Annotated in this window: 27 protein-coding genes; 12 read left to right on the forward strand and 15 right to left on the reverse strand. The window is 72.5% G+C overall.

Going from position 1 to position 25,633, the window contains the following annotated elements; translation table 11 throughout:
• Positions 1 to 15 precede the first annotated feature (15 nt).
• The 7 genes from OOK31_RS11620 to OOK31_RS11645 form a co-directional block, all read right to left on the reverse strand.
• On the reverse strand, positions 16 to 1,641 hold the full coding sequence (locus tag OOK31_RS11620) for an ABC transporter ATP-binding protein (RefSeq protein ID WP_267012359.1): 1,626 nt from the start codon (positions 1,639 to 1,641) through the stop codon (positions 16 to 18).
• The gene (locus OOK31_RS11625) at positions 1,638 to 2,654 is read right to left on the reverse strand and encodes an ABC transporter permease (RefSeq protein WP_267012360.1); all 1,017 of its coding nucleotides are present in this window, start codon (positions 2,652 to 2,654) and stop codon (positions 1,638 to 1,640) included. The genes OOK31_RS11620 and OOK31_RS11625 overlap by 4 nt, the downstream gene beginning before the upstream one ends.
• Positions 2,651 to 3,634: an ABC transporter permease gene (locus tag OOK31_RS11630; protein WP_267012361.1), complete on the reverse strand. Its 984-nt coding sequence runs from the start codon at positions 3,632 to 3,634 to the stop codon at positions 2,651 to 2,653. Before OOK31_RS11630 ends, OOK31_RS11625 begins: the two co-directional genes overlap by 4 nt.
• Positions 3,631 to 5,370, reverse strand: coding sequence for an ABC transporter substrate-binding protein (locus tag OOK31_RS11635; protein WP_267012362.1), 1,740 nt, complete (start codon positions 5,368 to 5,370; stop codon positions 3,631 to 3,633). Before OOK31_RS11635 ends, OOK31_RS11630 begins: the two co-directional genes overlap by 4 nt.
• 182 nt (positions 5,371 to 5,552) lie before the next feature.
• The gene (locus OOK31_RS39370) at positions 5,553 to 5,648 is read right to left on the reverse strand and encodes an Ms4533A family Cys-rich leader peptide (RefSeq protein WP_323188205.1); all 96 of its coding nucleotides are present in this window, start codon (positions 5,646 to 5,648) and stop codon (positions 5,553 to 5,555) included.
• Positions 5,649 to 5,718: 70 nt separating this feature from the next.
• Entirely contained in the window at positions 5,719 to 7,167 is a 1,449-nt protein-coding gene (locus tag OOK31_RS11640) for a DUF3152 domain-containing protein (RefSeq protein WP_267012363.1), read from the reverse strand.
• Positions 7,168 to 7,172: 5 nt separating this feature from the next.
• Positions 7,173 to 8,153, reverse strand: a complete 981-nt coding sequence (locus tag OOK31_RS11645) for an alpha/beta fold hydrolase (RefSeq protein WP_267012364.1) — start codon at positions 8,151 to 8,153, stop codon at positions 7,173 to 7,175.
• 131 nt (positions 8,154 to 8,284) lie between these two features.
• Here OOK31_RS11645 and OOK31_RS11650 point away from each other — a divergent pair, with 131 nt between their 5' ends.
• The 4 genes from OOK31_RS11650 (at position 8,285) to OOK31_RS11665 (ending at position 10,025) form a co-directional block, all read left to right on the forward strand.
• Complete coding sequence (locus OOK31_RS11650) at positions 8,285 to 8,500, forward strand: hypothetical protein (RefSeq protein ID WP_267012365.1); 216 nt, start codon at positions 8,285 to 8,287, stop codon at positions 8,498 to 8,500.
• A 126-nt stretch (positions 8,501 to 8,626) separates the two neighbouring features.
• Positions 8,627 to 9,265 carry a TetR/AcrR family transcriptional regulator gene (locus OOK31_RS11655; RefSeq protein WP_267012366.1) on the forward strand — a complete coding sequence of 213 codons (639 nt, stop codon included), beginning with the start codon at positions 8,627 to 8,629 and terminating at the stop codon, positions 9,263 to 9,265.
• A gap of 120 nt (positions 9,266 to 9,385) precedes the next feature.
• Positions 9,386 to 9,613 carry a DUF3107 domain-containing protein gene (locus OOK31_RS11660; RefSeq protein ID WP_267012367.1) on the forward strand — a complete coding sequence of 76 codons (228 nt, stop codon included), beginning with the start codon at positions 9,386 to 9,388 and terminating at the stop codon, positions 9,611 to 9,613.
• Positions 9,614 to 9,722: 109 nt separating this feature from the next.
• Positions 9,723 to 10,025: a hypothetical protein gene (locus OOK31_RS11665; RefSeq protein ID WP_267012368.1), complete on the forward strand. Its 303-nt coding sequence runs from the start codon at positions 9,723 to 9,725 to the stop codon at positions 10,023 to 10,025.
• A 52-nt stretch (positions 10,026 to 10,077) separates the two neighbouring features.
• Here OOK31_RS11665 and OOK31_RS11670 read toward each other — a convergent pair whose 3' ends face one another.
• Positions 10,078 to 10,836: a ferritin-like fold-containing protein gene (locus OOK31_RS11670; protein WP_267012369.1), complete on the reverse strand. Its 759-nt coding sequence runs from the start codon at positions 10,834 to 10,836 to the stop codon at positions 10,078 to 10,080.
• 441 nt (positions 10,837 to 11,277) lie between these two features.
• Here OOK31_RS11670 and OOK31_RS11675 point away from each other — a divergent pair, with 441 nt between their 5' ends.
• The 3 genes from OOK31_RS11675 (at position 11,278) to OOK31_RS11685 (ending at position 14,534) form a co-directional block, all read left to right on the forward strand.
• Entirely contained in the window at positions 11,278 to 13,329 is a 2,052-nt protein-coding gene (locus tag OOK31_RS11675; RefSeq protein WP_267012370.1) for a DEAD/DEAH box helicase, read from the forward strand.
• Between the two features lie 99 nt (positions 13,330 to 13,428).
• Positions 13,429 to 14,286: an alpha/beta fold hydrolase gene (locus OOK31_RS11680; protein WP_267012371.1), complete on the forward strand. Its 858-nt coding sequence runs from the start codon at positions 13,429 to 13,431 to the stop codon at positions 14,284 to 14,286.
• 95 nt (positions 14,287 to 14,381) lie between these two features.
• Complete coding sequence (locus tag OOK31_RS11685) at positions 14,382 to 14,534, forward strand: hypothetical protein (protein ID WP_249767672.1); 153 nt, start codon at positions 14,382 to 14,384, stop codon at positions 14,532 to 14,534.
• A gap of 70 nt (positions 14,535 to 14,604) precedes the next feature.
• On the opposite strand, the gene OOK31_RS11690 is transcribed toward OOK31_RS11685, so the two are convergent.
• The 4 genes from OOK31_RS11690 to OOK31_RS11705 form a co-directional block, all read right to left on the reverse strand.
• Complete coding sequence (locus tag OOK31_RS11690; RefSeq protein WP_267012854.1) at positions 14,605 to 15,210, reverse strand: MarC family protein; 606 nt, start codon at positions 15,208 to 15,210, stop codon at positions 14,605 to 14,607.
• 61 nt (positions 15,211 to 15,271) lie between these two features.
• A complete protein-coding gene (locus OOK31_RS11695) occupies positions 15,272 to 16,138 on the reverse strand; it encodes a PHP domain-containing protein (RefSeq protein WP_267012372.1) in 867 nt (288 codons plus the stop codon).
• Positions 16,139 to 16,434: 296 nt separating this feature from the next.
• On the reverse strand, positions 16,435 to 17,088 hold the full coding sequence (locus OOK31_RS11700; protein ID WP_267012373.1) for a DUF6758 family protein: 654 nt from the start codon (positions 17,086 to 17,088) through the stop codon (positions 16,435 to 16,437).
• 83 nt (positions 17,089 to 17,171) lie between these two features.
• Entirely contained in the window at positions 17,172 to 17,756 is a 585-nt protein-coding gene (locus tag OOK31_RS11705; RefSeq protein WP_267012374.1) for a suppressor of fused domain protein, read from the reverse strand.
• A 375-nt stretch (positions 17,757 to 18,131) separates the two neighbouring features.
• Between OOK31_RS11705 and OOK31_RS11710 the strand changes: the two genes are divergently transcribed.
• Entirely contained in the window at positions 18,132 to 19,247 is a 1,116-nt protein-coding gene (locus OOK31_RS11710; protein WP_267012375.1) for a magnesium and cobalt transport protein CorA, read from the forward strand.
• A 45-nt stretch (positions 19,248 to 19,292) separates the two neighbouring features.
• Positions 19,293 to 19,805, forward strand: coding sequence for a hypothetical protein (locus OOK31_RS11715; protein WP_267012376.1), 513 nt, complete (start codon positions 19,293 to 19,295; stop codon positions 19,803 to 19,805).
• 15 nt (positions 19,806 to 19,820) lie between these two features.
• Here OOK31_RS11715 and OOK31_RS11720 read toward each other — a convergent pair whose 3' ends face one another.
• Positions 19,821 to 20,771, reverse strand: coding sequence for a hypothetical protein (locus OOK31_RS11720; RefSeq protein WP_323188206.1), 951 nt, complete (start codon positions 20,769 to 20,771; stop codon positions 19,821 to 19,823).
• Between the two features lie 234 nt (positions 20,772 to 21,005).
• Here OOK31_RS11720 and OOK31_RS11725 point away from each other — a divergent pair, with 234 nt between their 5' ends.
• The 3 genes from OOK31_RS11725 (at position 21,006) to OOK31_RS11735 (ending at position 24,153) form a co-directional block, all read left to right on the forward strand.
• Positions 21,006 to 22,277 (forward strand): CBS domain-containing protein, encoded by a 1,272-nt coding sequence (locus OOK31_RS11725; protein WP_267012377.1) that lies wholly within the window; start codon positions 21,006 to 21,008, stop codon positions 22,275 to 22,277.
• Positions 22,278 to 22,374: 97 nt separating this feature from the next.
• Positions 22,375 to 22,950, forward strand: a complete 576-nt coding sequence (locus tag OOK31_RS11730; protein WP_267012855.1) for a DUF1003 domain-containing protein — start codon at positions 22,375 to 22,377, stop codon at positions 22,948 to 22,950.
• Between the two features lie 42 nt (positions 22,951 to 22,992).
• Positions 22,993 to 24,153 (forward strand): Mrp/NBP35 family ATP-binding protein, encoded by a 1,161-nt coding sequence (locus tag OOK31_RS11735; RefSeq protein WP_267012378.1) that lies wholly within the window; start codon positions 22,993 to 22,995, stop codon positions 24,151 to 24,153.
• Positions 24,154 to 24,210: 57 nt separating this feature from the next.
• Here the strand turns inward: OOK31_RS11735 and OOK31_RS11740 are convergent, their stop codons facing one another.
• A complete protein-coding gene (locus tag OOK31_RS11740) occupies positions 24,211 to 24,936 on the reverse strand; it encodes a hypothetical protein (RefSeq protein WP_267012379.1) in 726 nt (241 codons plus the stop codon).
• A 138-nt stretch (positions 24,937 to 25,074) separates the two neighbouring features.
• Positions 25,075 to 25,518, reverse strand: a complete 444-nt coding sequence (locus tag OOK31_RS11745; RefSeq protein ID WP_267012380.1) for a sec-independent translocase — start codon at positions 25,516 to 25,518, stop codon at positions 25,075 to 25,077.
• Positions 25,519 to 25,633: the final 115 nt, after the last annotated feature.

Raw genomic sequence — 25,633 nt, forward strand, 5'->3', positions numbered from 1 at the left:
CCCGGAGCGGCCTCGCTACGCGAACACCTCCCGCCGCGCGGAGCGGCGTTCGGCGGCCGTCGCCGGGTCGAGGGCCGGTACGGCGGCCAGCAGCTGCCGCGTGTACGGGTGGGCGGGCCGGTCGTAGACCTCGTCGACGGGGCCCTCCTCGACGATCAGGCCGCCGCGCATGACGGCGACCCGGTCGCTGACCTGCCGGACCACGGCGAGGTCGTGCGCGATGAAGACGAGGGCGATGCCCAGTTCCTTCTGGAGTTCGGCGAGCAGGGCGGTGACCTGCGCCTGGGTGGTGACGTCGAGGGCGGAGACGGGTTCGTCGCAGACGATCAGCCGGGGCCGGGGTGCCAGCGCGCGGGCGATCCCGATCCGCTGGCGCTGGCCGCCGCTGAACTCGTGCGGGTAGCGGTCGTGGTGTGCGGGTTCCAGCCCGACCCGGGTCAGGAGTTCCCCGACGCGGGCCCGGATCGCGCTCTCGTCGCGTTCCCCGGCGGCGCGCAGCGGGTCGGCGACGGATTCGCCGACGGTGCGGCGCGGGTTGAGGGAGGAGACCGGGTCCTGGAAGACCATCTGGGCGCCGGCGGCGATCCCGCGCACCTCGACGCCCTGCTGGCGCACCTGCCCCGAGCTGGGCTCCAGCAGTCCTACGAGCATCCGCCCGAGGGTGCTCTTGCCGCTGCCGCTCTCCCCGACGACGCCCAGCGTCTCGCCGGCCCGGACGGCGAGGGAGACCCCGCCGACGGCTTCGACGCGCCGTTTGCCGCGCCCGAAGTCCCGGCGCAGGGAGAAGGCCTCGACGACGGGGGCGGGTTCGGTGTCGGCGACGCGCAGCCGGGGTGCGCGGGGTGCGTCGAGCCGGGGGACGGCGGCCAGCAGCTCGCGGGTGTAGGGGGCGGTGGGGCGGGCGAGGACCTCGGCGACGGGGCCGTGTTCCACGGCGGCGCCGTCCCGCATGACCAGCAGTTCGTCGACGCTCTCGGCCGCGACGCCCACGTCGTGGGTGACGAGCAGCAGGCCGAGGCCGCGTTCCTCGCGCAGTCCGTGGAGCAGTTCGAGGATCTGGGCCTGGACGGTGACGTCGAGGGCGGTGGTCGGCTCGTCGGCGATGAGGAGTCTGGGTTCGCAGGCCAGGGCCATGGCGATGAGGGCCCGTTGCCGCATGCCGCCGCTGAACTCGTGCGGCCGCGCCCGGGAGCGGCGTACCGCGTCGGGGATGCCGACGCGGTCGAGGACCTCGACGGCGCGGGCGCGGGCGGCCCGCCGGGAGGCGGCGGTGTGGGTCCGGTACACCTCGGCGATCTGGTCGCCGACGGCGTAGTAGGGGTCGAGGGAGCTCAGGGGGTCCTGGAAGACCATGGCGGCGGCCTTGCCGCGCACTTCCCGCAGCTGGGCGGGGGTGGCGGCGGCCACGTCGGTGCCGTCGACGAGGACGGTGCCGGAGAGCCGGGCGCCGGTGCCTCGGTGCAGGCCGAGGAGGGCGGCGGCCACCGTGGACTTGCCGCTGCCGGACTCCCCCACGAGGCCCAGGGCGCGGCCGGCTCCGAGGGTGAAGGAGATGCCGTCCACGGCCCGTACGTACTCGCCGGGTCCGCCGACGGGGAAGTCGACGGCGAGGCCGGTGACCTCCACCAGCAGGTCGGTCATGCGAGGGCCACCCTTCGGTCGGCGACGGCGTAGAGCAGGTCGGCCACGACTCCGGCGATCACGACGGCGGTGCCCATGGCGAGGACGACGCCCACCACGACCGGGAGGTCCACGACGCGCACCCCGTCGATGAGGGTCTTGCCGAGTCCGGGGATGCCGAACAGGGACTCGGTCAGCACGGCGCCGCCGATCAGCGTCCCGAAGTCCACGGCGCTGAGCGCGATGACGGGGGCGACGGCGCCGCGCAGGGCGTGCCGGGTGACGATCGCGCGCTCCCCCACCCCGTAGGCGCGGAAGGTGCGGATGTGGTCCTCGGCGAGTGTATCCAGGGTGGAACTGCGGGTGAGGCGGGCGTACTTGGCGCTCTCGAAGAAGCCGAGCGCGACCCAGGGCAGCAGCAGGTTCCAGGCCCACTGCTCGGGGTCCTCGCCGAAGGGCACGTACGTCGGGAAGGGCAGCCAGCGGAGGTAGGCGCAGACGGCCATGAGCAGCAGCAGTCCGAGGATGAAGACGGGGGTGCCGGTGGCGGCGAGGGTGAGCACGGTCAGGACGCGTTCGGTGATGCCGCCGCGGCGCAGCGCGGACAGCAGTCCGGTGCCGACGCCGATGACGAGCCAGATGGCCATGGCGCCGATCGCCAGGGAGAAGGTGGCGGGCAGCCGCTCCAGGAGCAGATCGGTGACCTGCTGGTCGTTCTGGTACGAGAATCCGAGGCAGGGCGCGTCGCAGTGCACGACCAGCCCGGCGCCGCCGGAGGAGTCCCGGCCGGCCAGCAGCCCCTGGAGGAAGTGCAGGTACTGGGTGACGACGGAGTCGTTCAGTCCGAGCTGTTCGCGGACCTGGGCGATCTGCTGCGGGTTGCAGCGTTCCCCGCAGGCGAGGCGGGCGGGGTCGCCGGGGGCGAGGTAGAAGAGGGCGTAGACGGTGACGGACAGGGCGAGCAGGACCAGGAGTGCCCCGCCGAGCCGTTTGAGCACCGGGGGCACCCCCGGCGGTAGCTGGGGGCGGGTCACGCCTTGCGCTCCTTTCTGGTGCCGACCCGCAGGCGCGAGCCCTCGCGCGGGTCGAGGGCCGTGCGGACGGCGTCACCGAGGACGGTGAAGGCCAGCACGGTGACGAAGAGCAGTCCGGCGGGGAGCAGGACGTAGGCGGGGTCGGCGCGGAACCAGGTCTGCGCGCTGGACAGCATCTGCCCCCAGGACGGGGTGGGCGGCTTCACGCCGACCCCGAGGAAGGACAGCGAGGCCTCGGCCACCATGGCGGTGGGCACCTTGAGCGCGGCGAGGGTGATGACGGGCGCCGCCAGTGAGGGCAGCAGTTCGCGGCGGGCGATCCGCAGGGTGCTGTTGCCGGACAGCCGGGCGGACTCGACGAAGTCCAGGCCGCGCAGGGCAAGGGTCTGGGCGCGCACCATCCGGGCGGTGCCGCCCCAGTCGAGCAGTCCGATGACGAGGATGAGCAGCAGCGGCCGCGGGAAGTCGGGCGGGGCGACGGCGCTCAGGGCGATGCCGACGACCAGCATGGGCAGGGCGATCATCACGTCCGTGAAGCGGCCGATGAGCTGGCCCGTGAAGCGGTTGCCGAGCGCGGCGGCGAGGCCGACGGCCACCCCGACGCCCACCTGTACGGCGGTGGCGCCGAGGGCGACGAGCAGGGAGATCCGGGCGCCGTACAGGAGCCGGGTGAACAGGTCGCGGCCGCTGCCCGGTTCGACGCCGAGCCAGTGGTCGGCGGAGATCCCGCCGAAGGAGCCGAGGGGGACGCCGCCGCGCGCCGAGTCGACGAGCTCGTCGTGGTAGGCGTACGGGTCCTGACCGGTGAGCTGCGCGAACAGGGGGGCGGTGAGGGCGAGGAGGACGAGGAGCGCCAGGACGGCGGCGGCCGCCACGGCGGAGGGCCGCCGGCGCAGCCGCCTCCAGACCTGGCGGCCGGCGCCCGCGGCCGGGGCGAGGGCCCCGGCGGCGGGCGCCGGCCGGTTCATCAGGACGCTCACTTGACGGAGACCTGCGAGATGTCGAGGACGCCGGTCCAGTCGCTGATGACGACGTTCTTGATGTCCTTGCCGACGAGCCGCTTGTAGACGGGGTGGAAGAGCGGTACGTCCAGGGCCTGCTCGCCGATCTTCTTGTCGAGGGCGCCCCAGCGCTTGCCGGCCGCCGCGAGGTCGGTGAGCTTGGCGATCTCGTCGATCTCGGTGTTCACGGCCGGGTCGTTCAGCTGGGCGTGGTTGTAGTTGGAGCCGTTGGTGACGATCTGCCGGCCGTCGAAGATCGGGGCGAGGAAGGGGCCGCCGGAGGGCCAGTCGGCGCCCCAGCGGGAGAGGAAGAAGCCGGGGGTGTTCTTGGCGTCCCAGCGCTTCTCGTTGAAGGCGTTGGTCTCCAGGCCCTCCAGCTTGACGGTGATGCCGGCGGCGGCGAGGGCCTGCTGCACGGCGGTGGCGATCTCGGGGCTGGTCTGCCGGTTCTGGGCGTTGGAGTGGGTCAGGGTGACGGTGATCCCGTCGGGGAAGCCCGCCTCCTTGAGCAGCTCCTTGGCCTTGGCCGGGTTGCCCGACTTGCCCGCCGGGAAGTGGTCGTAGGGGGTGAAGCCGAAGGCTTCGCGCTCGGGCAGGAAGGTGGTGGCGGGTTCGGCCAGCGCGGAGCCGCCCGCCGCGTTGACCACGCTGGTGCGGTTGATCGCGTAGGAGACGGCCTGGCGGACCTTCGGGTTGTCGAAGGGGGCCACCTTGGGGTTGAAGGCCAGGTAGTTGACGTAGCCGAAGTGGCCGGTGCCGACGCGGGAGGCCAGTTCCTTGTTGTCGCCGATCTGGGCGAGTTCGGCGGGGCCGAGGTTGGTGTCGGTGGTGACGGCGGCGGCGTCGGGGCCGGAGCTGGTGGACAGCCGCTGGTTGATGACGGCGGCGTCGAGCCCGGAGCGGACGTCGATGCGGTCCGGGTAGGCCTTGCGCTCCTCGTCGGTCTTCGGGTCCCAGTTCTCGTTGCGCTCCAGCAGCAGGGTCTCGCCGTCGCCGGTGTTCTTGACGACCTTGTACGGGCCGGAGGAGACCGGGTGCTCCTCGTACTTGACGCCGGTGTCCTTGGCCTTGGGCACGGGCGCGAACTGCGTCTGGGTCGCGACGAAGGGGAACTCGCCCTCGGGCTTGCGGAGTTTGAAGACGATGGTCTTCGCGTCGGGCACCACGATGGAGTCGAGGCCCTTGCCGCCGTCCTTGTACGGGCCCTCGTAGGTCTCCCCGCCGACCAGCCAGTCCCGCAGGTAGGGGGCGCCGCCCGACAGCTCGGCGGCGAAGGACCGCTCGATGCCGTACTTGATGTCGGCGGTGGTGATGGGGCTGCCGTCCTCGTACTTCAGCCCGTCCTTGAGGGTGTACGTCCACTCGGTGGCGTCGGCGTTGGGCTTGCCGAGGTCGGTGGCCAGGTCGGGGACGACCTTGGCGCCGGCCGGTCCGTCCTCGCGGTTGCGGGTGGTGAGGGTGCGGAAGACCAGGCTGGGGACGTTGCCGCCGCCCGAGGTGTAGAGGCGGGCCGGGTCGAAGTCGCTCTGCGGCTCGTTGTTGAGGACGGTCAGGGTGCCGCCCTTCTGCGGGGCGGTGCCGGTGGCGCCCGGCTTGTCGCCGGCGGAGGCCTTGTCCGCGCCGTCCTTGGGCCCGCAGGCGGCGGCGCCCCCGGCCAGTACGAGGCTGACGGCGACCGCGGCCACGCGGCGCGATATGAGGGACTGACGGAACATGAGTGGGAGGACCTCTCGGCGTGATGTGAGCTGCGGAAAGAGCCACGCGAGGGGCAGCGGAGTGTCGTCGGTCCGGCGGAAGTCGCACCGGACGGGGAGAACAAGGAGCCGCGCCTGCGGGCAGGGAGGCCCGGGCGCGGCGAGACGGTCTGGAAGGAGGGCGTCGCGCGCTCAGGCAGGCGTCAGCGACAGAGGTTGTCGGACACGCTGTGCGCGGCCACACCGAGGAGCGCCAGCTCTATGGCGGCGCTCGCGGTGGTGGTGTGGCGGTGCGACATGCGGAGAACAATTACCGATCAGCGGACGCCTTGTCAACGAAGGTTCCGTCCGCTCACCAGCTGTTCACGGTCAACTCCCGGGAAACACCCAGGGGTTGGGCTTGCACTGGATGTTGTCGATGTCGAGGGACTTGGTCTGCTGCTGCATGATCGGCGCGAGCGCGCCCGGGGTGCGGCAGCTGACGTGCCCGTGTCCGAGCCGGTGCCCGACCTCGTGGTTGATGAGCATCTGCCGGTAGGCGAGCATCTGGTCCGGGCCGTAGGTCGGGGAGCCCTGCGCCCAGCGGAAGGCGTTGATCATCACGCGTTCGGTGGAGGCCGAGTCGCAGGAGACGTTGTCGACGGTGGTGTCCAGCCCGGACTTGGCGCACCAGAGGCCGGTGGTGCCGGGGCTGGCCAGGGTGATGACGAAGTCGGCCTCGCCGGCCGGTACCCGCTCGAAGGTCATCGCGCCGCCGTGGGCCCAGCTGCGGGGGTCGTTGAGGGTGCGCTGCACGGCGTCGGCGAACAGCTGCGGGTCCAGGCCCAGCCCCTGTTCGACGTCGACTCGGTAGCGCACCGGCTTGCCCTTGCCGGGCGCCTTGGCGACTCCGGGCACGGTGTCGAAGACGTTCGGGCCGGTCAGTTTCGCGTCGATCGGCAGCTGCCGCGCCATCTGCTCCTCGTACGTCAGCTCCTGCGCGGGAGCGGGCGCGGCGGCGGGCGGCGGGGAGGCGGGGGTGGGGCGGCCGTCGGAGCGGGAGGCGGCGGACTGGTTGTTCAGGGACCGCTTCGGGCTGTCGTCCCCGGCGGCGTGCGCGCCGGGGGTGCCGGATTCGTTGTCGGTGGCGACCTGACCGGCGACGACGACGGCGAGCACGGTGGTGACGGCGGCCGCCGCCATCCCGGTGTACGTACGGACCCTCGTGCCCCGGCCGTTCCCAAGCCGCTCGGCGGCGCCCTCCTCGGACGTGCGCGGGCCGGGGATCCGGCGGTGGGAGCCGGTGGTGGTCAGCGGGTCGGCCGCGGCCTCGGGCGTGACCTGGGGGAAGCCGACGGCGGGGGTTCCGAAGGCCGGCGTGCCGGTGTCCCGCTGCGGCGCGGCCGCGGGCGGGGCCTGGGTGAAGGCGCGGGGGGCGCCGCGCCGGTCGCCGTAGACCGCGCCGGGTCTGCCGGGGGCGCCGCCCCAGCCGCCGCCGGGTTCGCGCTGCTCGGGGTGACCGCCGGGCCGGGCGCCGGGGGCGTGGCCCCGTACGTGGCCCTGGTGGATCACGGTGGCTTCGCCGGTGCCGGGGCCGCGCCCGCCCGGGGAGCCGGCGCCGTACGGCTGCGGCTCGTACGGCTGCGGCGCGTAGAGCTCCTGCCCGTACTGCCGCTCGTACTGCTGCTCGTACTGCTGCCCGTACTGCTGCTCGTACGACTGCCCGTACGGTTCGGGGGCGTACGGCTCCGGGGCGTAGAGCTCCGGCTCGTACGGCGCCGGCTCCGGAGCCGGCGCGGCCGGCGCAGGGGCAGGCGCCTTGCGACTATGTCGTCCCACGGTCCTCAGCCCTTGCCGTCTTCGGTGTCCCGGTCGGTGTCGTGCGCCAGCTCCCGGAAGGCGGCCGCCACCACCTCGGGGTACTCCATCATCGCCACGTGCCCGGCCTCGGGCAGGCTCAGCAGCCGCGAGCCCCGGAAGGACGCCGCGGCCTTGCGCGCCATACGGTACGAGACCAGTTGGTCCCGGCCACCGTAGACCAACAGGGTCGGCGCGAGCACGCGCTGCGCCTGGCGCCACAGTCCGTGCTGCCCGCCGAGGGTGTACGCGTCGACGATCCCGCGCGAGGAACGGGTCATGGCGTCCCAGAAGTACGGCAGCGCCATCCGCCGCTCCATCTCCTCCACGGCCTGCCCGAAGCCCTCCGGCGTCACCCGTGAGGGGTCTCCGTAACAGAGGTCCGTCACCCCCCGGGTGCGCTGCTCGGCGGTCAGGCCCCGGGCGAGCCGGCCGAAGAGGGAGGCCACCCCGGGCACCGCGAGGAGGGCGGTGGGTACCGCCGACCTCTGTACGCGCAGCTCCGGGAGCGCCGGCGAGACCAGCGTCAGGGTGCGCACGAGGTCGGGCCGGACGGCGGCGACGCGGGTGGAGACCGCCCCGCCGAGGGAGTTCCCGAAGAGGTGGACCGGGCCGCGCCCGGCGGAGTCGAGGTGGCGGATGACGGCGCGGGCGAGCCCGGTGACCGAGTAGTCGCGGTCGGCGGGCGGCGGGGACCAGCCGAAGCCGGGCAGGTCGAGGGCCTCGCCGTCGACGCCGTCGGCCAGCAGCTCCATGAGCGCCGACCAGTTCTGGGAGGACCCGCCGAGTCCGTGCACGAAGAGCGCGGGCGGCAGCCCGTCCCGCACCGGTGGCCGGAAACGTACGTTCATCTCGAGGCCCGGCAGCGCGACCGTGCGCAGCCGCTCCCCCTCGGCCACCCGCACCGCACCCGCCTGGGCGGTCGGCGCGGCGGTGGACCGTACACCCGGCAGCTCGGTCGAAGACATGGGCCAATGTTACGAGACGATCACGCTCACCCTCCTGTCTTCGCTTGTGTTGGCAGTCACAGACCGTCTGGCGGCCCACTGCCGATCCTCCTAGGCTCGTAGTGAGCACGAGCGAAGGCGAGGGGAGCGCAATGACTGTCGACCCCGCGGAACCGGACACCTTCCGGGAGCAGTTCCGGGACAGCCTCGACGCGGAGGCCCCGGAGGCGGACGCTGCCGAGCAGCAGACCGACCTCCAGCCGCAGGACGACGACCCCCAGACGGGGCGGGAGCCGGGCGAGGCCGCCGACGCCGACGCCGCCGAACAGGCCCGGGTGGTCCCGATGGACGAGGAGGACTACCGCTGACCAGCGTGTCCGGGCGGTCCGTACCGCGAGAAAACTCGGCTTGAACCCACCAGATTCGGTTACCGAAAAGTACGATGGCGGCGCGGCGCAGAGCGCACTGTGTTCTTGAAGAAAGTGGGAGGCGGCGTGACAGCCATCGAGCAGACCGAGGCAGCGCGTCCGCGGGGCACGCGACTGCCGCGCCGTGCCCGGCGCAACCAGCTCCTGGGCGCGGCCCAGGAGGTGTTCGTCGCGCAGGGCTACCACGCCGCCGCGATGGACGACATCGCGGAGCGCGCCGGAGTCAGCAAGCCGGTGCTCTACCAGCACTTCCCCGGCAAGCTCGACCTCTACCTGGCGCTGCTGGACCAGCACTGCGAGGCCCTGCTGTCGGCGGTGCGCACGGCGCTGGAGTCCACCAGCGACAACAAGCTGCGCGTGGCCGCGACGATGGACGCCTACTTCGCGTACGTCGAGGACGAGGGCGGCGCCTTCCGGCTCGTCTTCGAGTCGGACCTGACGAACGAGCCGGCGGTGCGCGAGCGCGTGGACCGGGTCTCGCTCCAGTGCGCGGAGGCCATCTCGGACGTCATCGCCGAGGACACGGGCCTGTCGAAGGACGAGTCGATGCTGCTGGCCGTGGGCCTCGGCGGCGTCTCGCAGGTCGTGGCCCGGTACTGGCTCTCCAGCGAGAGCCCGGTGGCCCGTGACACCGCGGTGGGGCTGCTGACCTCGCTGGCCTGGCGCGGCATCGCCGGTTTCCCGCTGCACGGCACGGACGTCTGACCGGCCGCTGTTCGCTGCGAGCGTGTCCGCCGCGAGCAGATCGCGTCCCCTCTCCGGGCTAATGTGGACCGGGTACGGCGCGGCTGATCGCGCGAACCGGACCGTCGGAGGGACAAAGCCGTGGAGGTCAAGATCGGCGTGCAGCACGCACCCCGGGAGATCGTGCTGGAGAGCGACCTGAGCGCCGAGGAGCTGGAGGCCGTCGTCGCCGCCGCGCTGTCCGGCCAGTCGCCGCTGCTGAGCCTGACCGACAACAAGGGCCGCAAGGTCCTCGTGCCGTCGGACCGCCTGTCGTATGTCGACCTGGGCGAGCCGAGCGTGCGCAAGGTCGGCTTCGGAGCGCTCTGAGGCATACGGAAAACGGCCCGGCGGTTGGTTCCGCCGGGCCGTTTCTGTGTCTTCCGCTTCGGGTAGGACCGCAGTGACCCGGTTTGCCCTGACGTATGGGAGTGACCAGATGCTGCTGATGGAGGCGCTCGGCTCCGGTCTGCTGGGCCTCGCCCTTGCCGGTGCCGCCGTGCGGGTACTCGCCAAGCGGCTGCCCTCCACCAGAACGGTCCTGGTCAGCGGCGTGTCCGGGGCCCTGTTCGGGGCGTACCTGACGCACACCGCGCTCGGCCCGGGCCACAACACCCTCTTGGCGACGTTCCTGGGGAGCGTCGGCGTGGCGGCGGTGGTCCTGTCCCTGCTGCTGCGTCCGGCCGCCCGTTCCGGACGGTCCCCCCGGCGCCCTCCGTTTTCGCTCCCGTCCGGGAGTTGAACGGGGCTTGACGCCTCCTGGAGCGCCGGGGTCCTCCGCGTCGCCCGAAGGCTTACGCGGCCAGGCCCAGCGCGGCCATCCGCTTCGTGTGCGCCTTCGTGATCCGGGTGAACATCTCACCGACGGCCGCCAGGTCGAAGCCGGCCGCCATCCCGTCGACACCGCCGACGAGCATCGTGGAGAGCGCGTCGCGCTCGGCGACGACGCGCTGCGCCTGCGAGAGCGCCTCGCCCATCAGCCGCCGCGCCCACAGCGCGAGCCGGCCGCCGACGCGCGGGTCGGCCTCGATCGCGGCGCGCACCTTCTCCACCGCGAAGCCGCCGTGGCCGGTGTCGTCGAGGACGCCGACGACCAGGGCGCGGGTGTCGGTGTCGAGGTGGCTGGCGACCTCGCGGTAGAAGTCACTGGCGATGGAGTCGCCGACGTAGGCCTTGACCAGGCCTTCCAGCCAGTCCGACGGGGCGGTCTGGCGGTGGAAGTCGTCGACGCCCTTGGCGAAGGGCTCCATCGCGGCGGTCGGCTCGACGTCGATCGCCGAGAGCCGGTCGCGCAGCCGCTCGAAGTGGTGGAACTCGGCGGAGGCCATCTTCGCGAGCTCCGCCTTGTCCCCGAGGGTGGGGGCGAGCTTCGCGTCCTCCGCGAGGCGCTCGAAGGCCGCGAGCTCCCCGTACGCCAGCGCGCCGAGCAGGTCCACGACGGCGGCCCGGTACTGCGGCGAGGCGGAGGCCGTCGCCCAGTCCTGGGCGGCGATTCCGGCCGCTTCCTCGGGGGTGCTGTCGTCGGCGGGAGATGCGTTTTCAACGGTCGACATGCTCCGCACAATAGCCGTCCCAAAGGCCGCACGAAGCACCTGGTCAGTCCACGTAAACGCGCCTACCTGGTGAATTCACCCGACACAGCTGCGCGATTCCGGGGTACAGTGGTAATGCGCCTGCCGAACACTCGGCGGGCCATCCGAATGAGGATGCCCGGTCGGTGGCCCGATCGGCTCCACCCGACCGCCCTCGGTGCGGTGTGTACGTCCATGCGTACCACCTCCGCACGAGGGGCCCCCTCAGCGGCAGAAGCGCTTGAGCGAAGGCTAGTGGTCCCGCGCAGCTTCGTACGTACGTAGCAGTACTGCAAGCCCGGCACGGTACGACCCCCCTCGCCGCCTCGCGCCGCGTCTCACAGAAGAGGCAGCACCCTGACTACGTTCCGAGACCTCGGGATCTTTCCCGAGACGGCCGAGGCCCTTGAGGCCGTCGGCATCGTGTCCCCCTTCCCGATCCAGGAGATGACCCTCCCCGTCGCCCTTTCCGGCACGGACGTCATCGGCCAGGCCAAGACCGGAACCGGCAAGACCCTCGGTTTCGGCCTTCCCCTGCTGGAGCGGGTCGTCGTCCCCGCGGACGTCGAGGCGGGCCGCTCGAAGCCCGAGCAGCTCACCGACGCCCCGCAGGCCCTCGTGGTGGTTCCGACCCGCGAGCTGTGCACCCAGGTCACCAACGACCTCCTGACCGCGGGCAAGGTCCGCAACGTCCGCGTCCTCGCCATATACGGCGGCCGCGCGTACGAGCCCCAGGTCGAGGCGCTCAAGAAGGGCGTCGACGTCATCGTCGGCACCCCGGGCCGCCTGCTGGACCTGGCCGGGCAGAAGAAGCTCGACCTCTCCCGCGTCAAGGCCCTCGTCCTCGACGAGGCCGACGAGATGCTCGACCTGGGCTTCCTGCCCGACGTCGAGAAGATCATGAACTACCTGCCCGCGAAGCGTCAGACGATGCTGTTCTCGGCGACCATGCCGGGCGCCGTCATCGGTCTGGCCCGCCGGTACATGACGCAGCCGACGCACATCCGCGCCGTCTCCGAGGACGGCGAGGGCGCGACCGTCGCCAACATCAAGCAGCACGTCTTCCGTGCGCACAACATGGACAAGCCGGAGCTCGTCTCCCGCATCCTGCAGGCCGACGGCCGCGGCCTGGCCATGATCTTCTGCCGCACCAAGCGCACGGCGGCCGACATCGCCGAGCAGCTGGAGAAGCGCGGCTTCGCCTCGGGCGCCGTCCACGGCGACCTGGGCCAGGGCGCCCGCGAGCAGGCGCTGCGCGCGTTCCGCAACGGCAAGGTCGACGTGCTGGTGTGCACCGACGTCGCAGCGCGCGGCATCGATGTCGAGGGTGTGACCCACGTCATCAACTACCAGACGCCCGAGGACGAGAAGACCTTCCTGCACCGCGTGGGCCGTACCGGCCGCGCGGGCAACAAGGGCATCGCCGTCACCCTGGTCGACTGGGACGACATCCCGCGCTGGCAGCTCATCAACAAGGCGCTGGAGCTCGACTTCCACGAGCCCGAGGAGACGTACTCCACGTCCCCGCACCTGTACGAGCAGCTGAACATCCCGGCCGGCACCAAGGGCATCCTGCCGCGCGCCGAGCGCACGCGGGCGGGCCTGAAGGCCGAGAACCTGGAGGACCTGGGCGAGACCGGCGGGCGTGGTGGCCGTGGTGGCCGCGGTCCCGCCGCCGCCGCTCCCGTGGTGACGGAGGAGCGTCCGGCCCGTACCCGGACGCCGCGCCAGCGCCGCCGCACCCGTGGTGGCAGCGAGCTCGGTGAGGGCACGGCCGCCGTCGACCCGGTGGCGCCCGCCGCCGACGCTCCGCAGGTTCCGGCCGCCGACGAGCCGCGCAGGCCGCGCCGTCGCCGGACCCGCGTGGCCGCTTCGGCCGTCGCCCTGGCCGAGGCTCCGGCCGTGGTCGAGGCGCCCGCCGCGGTCGCCGCTCCGGCGCCGGCCGTGGTCGAGGCTCCGGCCCCGGTCAAGATCCGTCGTCCGCGCAAGGCCGTCGAGACCGCTCCCGAGCCGGACTTCCAGATGGCCCCGCTGGTGGAGCCCGTCCGGGCACCCCGTCGTGCGCCGCGGACCCGCAAGCCCGTCGAGGCCCCCGTGGTGGCCGCGCCGGTGACCCCGGTCGTGGCCGAGGCCGCCCCGGAGAAGCCGAAGCGGACCCGTACCCGCAAGGTGGCGGCCGCTCCGGTCGCCGAGGCCGTCGCCGAGGCCGCCGTGGTGGAGGCTCCGGCCGCCGCCGAGGAGGCCCCAGTCAAGGTCCGCCGCACGCGTACTCGCAAGGTCGCGGAGGCCGCTCCGGCCGCCGAGGCCACCGAGGCTCCGGCCGTCGCCGAGGAGGCGCCCGCCAAGCCGAAGCGCACCCGGACCCGCAAGGCCGCCCCGGCCGCCGCCGCGGAGGCCCCGGCCGCCGAGGAAGCCCCGGTCAAGCCGAAGCGGACGCGCACCCGCAAGGTCGCGGAGGCCGCGCCGGAGGCGTAGGCCCCAGCAGCACCGACGGCCCCGGTCCCCTTTCGAGGGGGCCGGGGCCGTCCGCGTACCCCGGGGGACCCGGCCGCTACGGGCCGGTAACCTCGGGCCATGAGCAAGCCGCCGTTCCTCACGCTGCCGCCCGCCGCCCGCGCGTACCGCCTGACCACCGCCCGCGGCGAGTTCGCCGTGCACGAGGCGGGCGAGCCCGTGCGCGGCACCGCCCTGCTGGTCCCCGGGTTCACCGGCAGCAAGGAGGACTTCATCGCCCTGCTGGAGCCCCTCGCCGCGGCCGGCTACCGGGTCCTGGCCGTCGACGGGCGCGGGCAGTACGAGAGCCCCGGCCCGCGCGAGGAGGCCGCGTACGCGCTTCAGGAGCTGGCCCGTGACGTGCTGGCGCAGGCCGCCGCGGTCGGCGGGGGGCCGCTGCACCTGGTCGGCCACTCCCTGGGCGGGCTGGTGGCCCGCGCCGCGGTGCTGCGCGACCCCGCCCCCTTCGCCTCCCTCACCCTGCTGAGCAGCGGGCCCGCCGCGATCTCCGAGGAGCAGCAGGCCCGTACGAAGCTGCTGGTCGCGGCGCTGGAGGCGCTACGGGAGGACATGCCGTCGGTGTGGGCGGCGATGCGGGCCCAGGATCCCGAGGACGCGCCGGCGGACGCCCCGGAGGTGGCGGCGTTCCTGCGGGAGCGCTGGCTGGGCACCGTACCGGAGCAGCTGATCGCGACCGGCCGGGTGCTGATCTCGGAGCCGGACCGGGTCGCGGAGCTGGCGGGGGTGGCGTTGCCGAAGCTGGTGCTGTCCGGGGTGGTGGACTACGCCTGGCCGGTGCCGCTGATGGACGACATGGCCGTGCGCCTGAGTGCGTCACGAGTGGTCGTCGAGGGGGCGGAGCACTCCCCCAACGCGGAGAATCCGCAGGTCACGGCCGATGCTCTGGTGGCGTTCTGGGAAGACTCCACCAGCGAGTAGTTAGCTAGTGAAAAAATTTCCTTAGCGTAGGGAATGTTTGCCGCTTACACTTCGTTAACCCCTGTGCAAGGAGAACACTGACGAAGGGAGAAGCCATGCGCTTCGAGATTCTGCGCCTGGACGACGTCGACGGAACCGCCGTGGACAGCACCGTCGTGGACGCGGCCTCCGTCAACCGGATCGTGCAGCAGGCCGCATCGATCGGCCAGCGCATTCTGATCCGACCGGCCGAGACGGCGTCCTCCTGACGCTTCCCGAACGCCCCCGCACCGATCCGGTGCGGGGGCGTTCGCATGTGCGGGCGCGCGTGCGGGCACGTCAGGCGCCGCGGACCACCTGGAGCACACCGTTGATGATCTGCTGGACGGCGATGGCCGACAGCATCATGCCGGCGAGCCGGGTCACCAGGACGACGCCGCCGTCCTTGATGATCCGGATGATCACCAGCGAGTAGCGCATGGTCAGCCACAGCACCACGTGCATGGCGATGATCGCGCACCACACGGAGACCTGACCGGTGACGCCGTCGGCCTTCTGCACGGCCAGGATGACGGACACGATCGCACCGGGACCGGCCAGCAGCGGCATGCCCAGCGGGACGAGGGCGACGTTCACGTCCTTGGTCTGCTTGGGCTCGTCCGTCTTGCCCGTGAGCAGGTCGAGCGCGATCAGCAGGAGCAGCAGACCACCCGCGATCATCAGCGCGGGGACGGAGACGTGCAGGTAGTCCAGGATCTGCTGGCCGCAGATTCCGAAGACGGCGATGACGCCGAAGGCCACGCAGACGGCCTGCCAGGCCATGCGGCGCTGGACCTTGGCGGGGCGGCCCGAGGTGAGGGCGAGGAAGATCGGCGTGATCCCCGGGGGGTCCATAATCACAAAAAGCGTGAGAAAAAGGGATCCGAAGACGGCGAAATCAAACACAGTGATGCCTTGCAGGTGAGGGGTGTCGCGAAAAAGAGGGAAGGTGTGGAGCGGCGCCGGCTCAGGCGCGGACGTCTCCACCGGCGCCGGGCACGGGGAAGGCCCCGGTCGCGCGGCGCGTGATCTCGCCGTAGATCTCGGGGTCGGTCGTGTGCTCCCCGAGGCGGCAGGTCTTGCGGCTGCCGTGGTAGTCGCTGGACCCGGTCGTCAGCAGCCCGAGGTCACCCGCCAGGCCGCGCAGCCGGTCGCGGGTGGCGCCGTCGTGGTCCATGTGGTCCACCTCGATGCCGTCCAGACCGGCGGCCGCCAGGGCGGCTATCGCGGACTCGGGGACGCACTCGCCGCGCTTGACGGCGGCGGGGTGCGCGAAGACGGTGACCCCGCCGGCCGCCTTGACCAGGCGGATCGCGTCGAAGGGGTCCAGCTCGTGCTTCTCGGCGTACGCGCGGCCGCCGTTGGCGAGCCAGTCCGGTGTGAACGCGTCCGAGACGGTGGGGACGACGCCCAGCTCGACCAGGGCGGTCGCGATGTGGGGCCGCCCGACGGAACCGTCACCGGCGATCCGGGCCACCTGCTCCCAGGTGACGTCCACCCCGAGCGCCCGGAGCTTGCCGACCATCGCCTGCGCGCGGGGGGTGCGGTCGTCGCGCACGAGCTCCCGCTCACGGGACAGCTCGGGCTCCTCGGGGTCGAAGAGGTACGCGAGCAGGTGCATCCCGACGCCGTCGAGGCGGCAGGACAGCTCCGCGCCGGTGACGAGCGTCAGCCCGGCCGGGAGGGCGGCGAGCGCCTCGGCGTATCCCCCGACGGTGTCGTGGTCGGTCAGCGCGACCACGTCCAGCCCGGCGGCGGCCGCGTTGCGGACCAGTTCGGCGGGGGTGTCGGTGCCGTCGGAGGCCGTGGAGTGGGCGTGCAGATCGATACGCACAGCCTTGCTCCAGGGTTCGCACGGACGGGGGGACACTCCAGAGTACCGCCCGCCGGGCAGGGCATGATCCCGCCGGGCGGGGCGTACGCGGCTTGCGGCGCGGGCCCGCGGGCCAGGGCGGGTCCGGGGGATGGGGGGCGGTGTTTCGGCGGGGCCGTCTCATCGATGGTTTGGGGGGTTTCCCGTCAGTCCCATCGTCCTTCCGGGGCGGGCCGGCCTGTCACCGCCGGACGGAGTCCGGCGCAGCGGCGCGAAGCCGGGGAAGCGCGCTAGCGCTGAGCCGCGCGAGCGGCGCGTCAAGAAGGGGTGGGTGCGGCCAAAATGCGAGGGCTCAGGGCGCCGCACGGCAGGAGTTCTATCTCCGTGCCCGCGTCGCGGAGGTCGGTGAGGACGAGTTCGTCGTACAGGAGGAGGCCGGACTGTTCCGGCCAGACGATGGCCCACAGCCACAGCCCCCGCGCCTCGCCGGCGAAGACGGCCCGGTCGTCCGGCACCCCGGAGACGTGCCACAGCGGCGTCGGCCGCCCGGCCGCGACGACCTTGGCGTGGGGCGGGGCGGAGACGTTGATGTACGGCCCGGGGTCGGGGGCGTCGATGCCCGCGAAGCGGGAGCCGAGGCCGACCCCCAGTTCCTCGGCGATCAGCAGCAGCTCGCCGATGCCGCCCAGCGGCCCGGGCCCCGAGCAGGCCACGGCGGTGGCCCGGCCTCCGCTGCGGTCGTCGCCGGCGGAGGCGATCCCGGTGAACAGCCACCCCACGGGCAGCGGCCACGGCATCCACACCGGTACCTTGGCCCGGTTCACCACCACGCCCAGGCCCTCCACGCTGGGCGGGATGACAGGCTGCAGCGGATGGACGGCGCCGTGCACCGCGCACTGCCAGGAGTCGGCGAAAAGACCGGGCGCTCGGACCCGGCCACCGCACTTCGGGCAACTCGGTTCGCCCCTCATAAGAAGCACGCTCCTCCCCGCCCGGCGCCCCGTCAAGACGCGATCACCCGTCCGGATGTCATCCGTACCCGCGGGCGCGCGGCTCAGTCCAGAGCGACGGCCGTACGCAGAGGGTCCCGCAGATCGGTGCCGCGCGCGAGCCAGCGTTCCTGGAGGGCGGCGGCGCCGTGCACCCGCTTCCAGGCGGCCTCGTTCGCCGTCATCGGGAGGAGGGGGAGGAAGCGGACCGGGTCGAGCGGTTCGTCCAGTTCCAGGTCCTCGACGAGTCCGCCGGGCTCGGCGACGAGGACCGAGCTGAAGGGTGCCCCGTCCCACAGCGGCTCGCCCACGTCGAGGGAGGCGCCGGGGGCCACGATCAGGCCCTCGACCATCGGGGAGGCGGCGAGCACGGCGAGCGGCCGGAGCAGTTTGTCGGTGGGGGCGAGGCCCGCCCGTACGGTCAGCACCAGTTCGGCGCGCGGGCCGCGGACCGGGTCGGCGACGATGTCGGTGGGGTCGCTCATGGGGTGTGCGGACATGCCGAGGGTCGCGTACCGGACGAGGTCGCCCTCGGCGAAGCGGAGTACCTCGATGCGGTCGGTGCCCAGGAAGGTGACGGCGGCGCGGGCGTCGGGTTCGCCGAACGTGCTGCGCAGCCGGGCTTCGACGAGGGCGAGAATTTCTGCCATGCACCGAGCATAGAACTCGTATCAGGCGGGTAAAGGGCGGGTCCTGACCATCCGTCGGCTGATAGTGTTGACAGCTGTTCGGGGCCGCATGCAGAAGCATGTCTCGGGGCTTCGGCGACAGGACGTCCTCCACGGAGGACCGGCCGGAGGAGGTGGGGCTGCGGTGGATCGAAGTCGATCGTGCAGTACCAATCGCTCTTCCACTTCTCCGGCGGGCGCATCCCGCCCCCTGTGATCATCTGATCAGTAGAAGAGCGACGGCAGACCTTTGTCCTCCCGTCCTGTTTCCTTCCGTCCGCCCGGGCCTGCCCGCCCGCGCTCACGGAGGGCCTCCCACCCGTACGGTCCGCAGCCGTGCGCGCGAAGGAGCCTGCTATGTCGATGCTGCCCTACCTCCGTGCCGCCGTCCGTCCGGCCCTGCGCCGGCCCACCCCCGTACAGCCCGGCTACGACACCACCCGTGACCCGTCCGCCAGCAGTGCGGTGGTCGACTGTGCCGTGTACCGCGACGGCCGGCGCGTCCAGGGCGCGGCCTGCCTGACGCCGCGTGAGGCAATGCGGCGGGTGCGGGACACCGGCGGTTTCGCCTGGATCGGGCTGCACGAGCCGACGGAGGCCGAGTTCGCGGGGATCGCCGCCGAGTTCGGTCTGCACCCGCTCGCCGTGGAGGACGCGGTGCACGCGCACCAGCGGCCGAAGCTGGAGCGCTACGACGACACCCTGTTCACCGTCTTCAAGACGATCCACTACGTGGAGCACGCCCAACTCACCGCCACCAGCGAGGTGGTGGAGACCGGCGAGGTGATGTGCTTCACGGGCCCCGACTTCGTCATCACCGTCCGGCACGGCGGCCAGGGCTCCCTGAAGGGCCTGCGCCACCGCCTCCAGGACGACCCCGAACTGCTCGGGCGCGGCCCCTCGGCGGTGCTGCACTCCCTCGCCGACCACGTGGTCGACGGCTACATCGCGGTCGCCGCGGCCGTGCAGGACGACATCGACGAGGTGGAGAGCGAGGTCTTCGCCGCTCCCGCCAAGGGCAGTGCGCGCGGCGGCGACGCGGGCCGCATCTACCAGCTCAAGCGCGAGGTGCTGGAGTTCAAGCGGGCGGTCACCCCGCTGCTGCGGCCGATGGAGCTGCTCAGCGAGCGGCCCATGCGGCTGGTGGACCCCGCCGTGCAGAAGTACTTCCGTGACGTCGCGGACCACCTGGCGCGGGTGCACGAGCAGGTCGTCGGCTTCGACGAGCTGCTGAACTCCATCCTCCAGGCCAATCTCGCGCAGGCGACGGTCGCCCAGAACGAGGACATGCGCAAGATCACCTCCTGGGCGGCGATCATCGCGGTCCCGACCATGATCTGCGGGGTCTACGGGATGAACTTCGAGCACATGCCCGAGCTCCAGTGGAAGTACGGCTATCCGATGGTGATGGCCTCGATCGTCGGGATCTGCTTCACCATCCACCGGGCCCTGCGCCGTCACGGCTGGCTGTAGGCCGGTGGCTGTGGCGCGCCCGGTGCGAACCCCTAATCTGTGCGCATGACTCTCAGCGCGCTCGACCTGGCCCTCGTCGAGGAGGCCTCCAAGAAGTCCGGCCTGATCTGGGTCCGCGGCGCCGGTGCCGACCGGGCCCTGTGGCACGCCTGGGTGGACGGCGCCGCGCACGTGCTCGGCGACGGGCCCGGCGAGCAGCCGTTCCCGGGTCTCGCCGACGGCTCGGCCGCCGAGGTGACCGTACGCAGCAAGGACAAGGGCGGCCGGCTCGTCGCCTGGACGGCGGCCGTACGGGAGCTCGCGCCCGGCACCGAGCCCTGGGAGGCGGCGGTCGCCGAGCTCAAGGGCAAGCGGCTGAACGCGCCCGACTCCGAGCAGATGACCTCGCGGTGGGCCCGGGAGTGCCGGCTGCTGCGCCTGGAGCCGGTGGCGGTGGCCGAGCGGCTGCCGGGCGGCTCCCTCGCCGCGGCCCCGCTGCCGTCCCCGGCCATCACCCGCCGGGCGATCCCGGCGGCGCTGCCGAAGCTGCTGCTGAAGCGGAAGAAGGCCAAGCGCTAGACGCTGGAGCCGTGCTCAGCCCTGGCTCGGGTCCTGGACCTGGCCGGGGCTCTTCGACGGGGAGGGCGAGGCCGGCGGGGTGGCCGACGGGCTGCCCGAGGGGCTGCCCGTGACGACGTCCGTGCCGTTGCCGGTGCTGCGGCCGCCGCCGGTGGCGCCCGTGCCGCCGCCCGGTCCGGAGCCGCTGCCCGTACCGGCGCTGCTGCCCGTACCGCCCGTGGACTTGCCGTCCTTGGTGGTCGGGAGCTGCGAGCCGTAGTCCACCGTCTGGTCCTTCGCCGGCGGGTCCAGCGGGAAGGGCTTGCCCCACTCCGAGAGCTCCACCCGGCCCGCGCCGCCCGCGCGCTCCATCAGCAGCGGGTACGGGGTGCCCTCCAGGGACACCGAGAGCTTGCCGCCCTTGCCGGCGTCCGCCGACAGAGGCACCGCGCGGGTGTGTCCGACCGTGGTGTACGAGCCCTTGGTCAGCTTGCCCTGGAGGCCGAGGAGGCCGTCGAGCAGGACCTGCATGTCGGTGAAGCCGCGGAACTGCTTGTAGGAGGGGTCGCCCTCGGGCACCTTCACGTACTTGTCGCCGAGCTTGCCCGCCGAGTCCGAGGTCCCCCAGAAGGCCGTGCCCGCCTTCAGGTACAGCTGCTCGCCCACCCGCAGCAGCTGGAAGGTGGTGTCGTCCTGGGACTTCACCTCGCCGGAGCCGCCGTCCGCCTTCAGCCGCATGTCCAGGGTGAAGGACTTGCCGCCGCTGACCAGGGTGCCCGCCAGGTGGACCGAGGAGGCCTTGCCGGCCGCGGTCTTCGCCTGCTCCTCGATCTTCTCGGCCGCGAGCTTGCCCATCCCGTTCGTGCCCTTGTCGGGGTCCTCCACGCTGCCGCCGCCGCAGGCGGTGCCCGTGACGGCGAGGCCCGCGCACAGGGCGCCGACGATGGCGGCCCTGCGCAGCCGGGCAGCAGGGATGTAGGCGGTCACGGGCGGGTGCCTCTCGTCGGTGGTCTGCGGGCAGCAGGCAGCGTACCCGGCTGTGGGACCGGGTCCGCCGGACCCCCGCCGGACCCTCACGGGTCCCCCTCCGGACCGCCGCCGGACGGTGGCCGCAGAGCCCTCGGACCCCCGTGCGGACGGCCCCACCAGGACGCTTGCGCACGGCACGGGCTAGCCTGAGGCACGGCAGGACTGGTGAGGAACGCTCTAGGAGGCGCTCGGATGGCTGCAAGCGCCCCGCGGATCTTCGTCTCGCATCTGTCGGGTGTGCCCGTCTTCGACCCCAACGGCGACCAGGTCGGCCGTGTCCGCGACCTCGTCGCGATGCTGCGCGTCGGCGGCCGTCCGCCCCGGCTGCTGGGACTGGTCGTCGAGGTCGTCAGCCGGCGCCGGATCTTCCTGCCCATGACCCGGGTGACCGGGGTGGAGTCCGGGCAGGTCATCACCACCGGCGTCATCAACATGCGGCGCTTCGAACAGCGCCCCACCGAGCGGCTGGTCCTCGGCGAGCTGCTGGACCGCCGGGTGACGCTCGTGGCCACCGGCGAGGAGGCCACCGTCCTGGACGTGGCCATCCAGCAGCTCCCGGCCCGCCGCGACTGGGAGATCGACCGGATCTTCGTACGCAAGGGCAAGGGCGGGGCGCTGCGCCGGCGTGGCGAGACCCTGACGGTGGAGTGGTCCGCGGTGACCGGCTTCTCGCTGGAGGAGAACGGGCAGGGCGCCGAGAGCCTGGTGGCGACCTTCGAGCAGATGCGCCCGGCCGACCTGGCGAACGTCCTGCACCACCTGACGCCCAAGCGGCGCGCCGAGGTGGCCAACGCCCTCGACGACGACCGGCTCGCGGACGTCCTGGAGGAGCTCCCCGAGGACGACCAGGTGGAGATCCTCGGCAAGCTGAAGGAGGAGCGCGCCGCCGACGTCCTGGAGGCCATGGACCCGGACGACGCCGCCGACCTGCTCTCCGAGCTCCCGGAGGAGGAGAAGGAGCGGCTGCTGACGCTGATGCAGCCCGACGACGCCGCCGACGTGCGGCGCCTGCTGTCGTACGAGGAGAACACCGCGGGCGGCCTGATGACGACCGAGCCGATCGTGCTGCGGCCGGACGCGACGGTCGCCGACGCGCTGGCCCGCGTCCGCAAGTCGGACCTGTCGCCGGCGCTGGCGGCGCAGGTGTACGTGTGCCGGCCCCCGGACGAGACGCCGACGGGCAAGTACCTGGGCACGGTGCACTTCCAGCGGCTGCTGCGCGACCCTCCGTTCACCCTGGTCAGCTCGATCGTGGACACGGACCTGCCGCCGCTGCGTCCGGACGCCTCGCTGCCCGCGGTGACCAGCTACCTGGCGGCGTACAACATGGTCGCGGCGCCCGTCGTGGACGTGAGCGGCTCGCTGCTGGGCGCGGTGACCGTCGACGACGTACTGGACCACCTGCTGCCGGACGACTGGCGGGAAACGGACTTCCACTCCGAGGAGGCCGTGCGTGGCCACTGAGCGCGGGCGCGGCGAGGCGGCGCGCGAGCGGCGCCGGGAGCGGCGCGAGCATGCCCGGGAGGGCCTGTCGGAGCGGCTGGAGGAGGCGGCGGAGCGGCTGCGCAACGACCGGCCGGAACGTTCCTCCGAACGGGCGCGGAGCGTCGCCTCGTCGGGGTCGAGCAGCCTGTCGCGTTCGCGCGTACGGCTGGACCTGCCGCGCCCGGCGCGGCGGCGGCTGCTGCCCGAGTACGACCCGGAGGCCTTCGGGCGGCTGTCGGAGCGGGTGGCGCGGTTCCTCGGCACGGGCCGGTTCATCGTCTGGATGACGATCGTCATCATCGCCTGGGTGCTGTGGAACATCTTCGCGCCGGACGACCTGCGCTTCGACCAGTACCCCTTCATCTTCCTGACGCTGATGCTGTCCCTCCAGGCCTCCTACGCCGCTCCGCTGATCCTGCTCGCGCAGAACCGGCAGGACGACCGGGACCGGGTCAACCTGGAGCAGGACCGCAAGCAGAACGAGCGGTCCATCGCGGACACCGAGTACCTGACCCGGGAGATCGCCGCCCTGCGGATGGGCCTGGGCGAGGTCGCGACCCGCGATTGGATCAGGTCGGAGTTCCAGGACCTGATCAAGGAGATGGACGAGCGGCGGCTATTCCCGCCGGAGAGTGACGAAGGCGACCGCTAGCGGCCTTTCCTGAGGCACGCTACCGAGCCGTACCATCGGGGCATGGCTACCGACACAAGCTCCGCCGCCGTGCCCGAGCAGGACGCGATCCTGGACGCGCTGGCGACGGTGAACGACCCCGAGATCCACCGGCCGATCACCGAGCTCGGCATGGTCAAATCGGTGGAGATCGGTGACGGCGGCGAGGTCGCCGTCACGGTCTACCTGACGGTGTCGGGCTGTCCCATGCGCGAGACCATCACCAAGAACGTCACCGAGGCCGTCGAGAAGGTCCCCGGCGTCACCTCGGTCGCCGTCACCCTGGACGTGATGAGCGACGAGCAGCGCAAGGAGCTGGCGGCCACCCTGCGCGGCGGCACCGCCGAGCGCGAGGTGCCCTTCGCCAAGCCCGGCTCGCTGACCCGCGTGTACGCGGTCGCCTCCGGCAAGGGCGGCGTCGGCAAGTCCTCGGTGACCGTCAACCTGGCGGCGGCGATGGCGGCCGACGGCCTGAAGGTCGGCGTGGTCGACGCGGACATCTACGGCCACAGCGTGCCGCGCATGCTGGGCGTCGAGGGCCGTCCCACCCAGGTCGAGAACATGATCATGCCGCCGTCCTCGCACGGCGTGAAGGTCATCTCCATCGGCATGTTCACCCCGGGCAACGCCCCGGTGGTGTGGCGCGGCCCGATGCTGCACCGCGCGCTCCAGCAGTTCCTCGCCGACGTCTTCTGGGGCGACCTGGACGTCCTGCTGCTGGACCTGCCGCCGGGCACCGGCGACATCGCGATCTCCGTGGCGCAGCTGGTGCCGAACGCCGAGATCCTCGTCGTGACCACCCCGCAGCAGGCGGCGGCCGAGGTCGCCGAGCGGGCCGGTTCGATCGCCGTGCAGACCCACCAGAAGATCGTGGGCGTCGTCGAGAACATGTCGGGCCTGCCCTGCCCGCACTGCGACGAGATGGTCGACGTGTTCGGTTCTGGCGGTGGCCAGAAGGTCGCCGACGGCCTGACGAAGACGGTCGGCGCCTCGGTGCCGGTGCTGGGCACGATCCCGATCGACGTACGGCTGCGCGAGGGCGGCGACGACGGCAAGCCGGTCGTCCTGTCCGACCCGGACTCCCCGGCGGGCGCCGCGCTCCGCGCGATCGCGGGCAAGCTGGGCGGCCGCGCCCGCGGCCTGTCGGGCATGTCCCTGGGCATCACCCCGCGCAACAAGTTCTGACCTGACCCGGGCATACGGAAGGGCACCGCCGGCCGGCGGTGCCCTTCCGCGTATCCGCTACTCGTACGTGCCGAGGTCCGCGATCGCGGAGAAGCCCAGCCCGTACGCGCTCATCCCGCGCCCGTACGCGCCCAGGTGCACCCCGCTGCCGGTGGAGCCGGCCAGCACCCAGCCGAATTCCGACTCGCGGTAGTGGAAGGGCGTCGGCTGCCCGTCGACGGGCAGGGACAGCGTCGACCAGTCCGGCCCGTCGAGGTCGTCCGCGAGCTCCCAGGCGGCTTCGGTCTGCTGGTCGAGCCAGTCGTCGCGCAGGGTGTGGTCCATCTGCTGCGGCCAGCTGTAGGCCAGCAGCCCGGAGCCGGCCAGCCAGGCGGCCGAGGACACCGAGGTGGCCTCCAGGACGCCGGTGCCGTCGCCGCTGCGGCGGTTGGGGTTGCTGGCGACGGTCACCACGACCGCGAACCGCTCCTTCTCACCGGTGGCGATCTCGCCCCGGGCGGACGGCTCGTCGCCGTGGCCAGTGGAACCGTGCTCGACGGTGCCGTCGGCTCCGGTGCCGACCTGCCCGAGCCAGCGGGGGCCGGTGAAGGCCCCGTCCAGCCCGTACCAGGGGAAGTCGGCGGCCAGGAACCCCTCGGCCGCCCGGCGGGCCGCCGGGACGGGTGCGGTGGCCTCCTGGGGCGGTGCGGGGGTCGTGTGGGGGTTCTGCTCGGACTGCGGGGGTTCGGCGGCGGGGGCTTCGGCAGGCTGTGCGCCTACCCGGCTACTGCTCGTCGTCTCCATCTGGGCGGCCTCTCGTTCCGTGGGGTCCGGAACGGCCCTCCCCCTCGCTTCGCTGGGGGGACCCCCTCCCTCGGGCGTCCTGCGTCCGGACAGATGGAGGATAGCCACCGGACTCCGGATCGCCGGGCAGGCCGCGGCTCAGGTGGCGTCGGCGTCGAAGGGCGTACGCGGCTCGGGGGCCGGGGCGGCGGGCTTCTTCAGCAGGTCCGGGCCGCCCGCGACGGCGGGTGCGGCGGGCGCGGCGGCCGTGGCCGCGTCGGCCTCCTTGCTGTTGACGGCGTCGGTGACGTCGTTCAGCTCCTTGCGGAGGTCGAAGCTGGTGCGGATCTCCTTGAGGTCCTCGTTCTCGGTCAGCTGCTTGCGGATGAAGGTCTTCGGGTTGAGGTCCTCGAACTCGAAGTCCTTGAACTCGGGGCCGAGTTCGGAGCGGATGTCCTGCTTGGCGCTGTCCGAGAACGAACGGATCTTGCGGATCACGTTGCTGACGTCCTGGATCACCTTCGGCAGCTTGTCCGGGCCGAAGACGAGGATGGCGAGCACCACGATCGTGACCAGCTCGAGTGCGCCTATGTCGTTGAACACCTTGCCGCTCCTCGGCTCTCTCCACTTCGGGCCCGGTCAACGGTACCCGGCGATCCCTGCGGTCCCCTACGCCGGTGCTATCCGTTTTCCGGATTCACCCGGCCGTCATGCCGTA

Origin of the sequence: Streptomyces sp. NBC_00249, from assembly GCF_026342355.1 — a bacterium.
Taxonomy (GTDB): domain Bacteria; phylum Actinomycetota; class Actinomycetes; order Streptomycetales; family Streptomycetaceae; genus Streptomyces.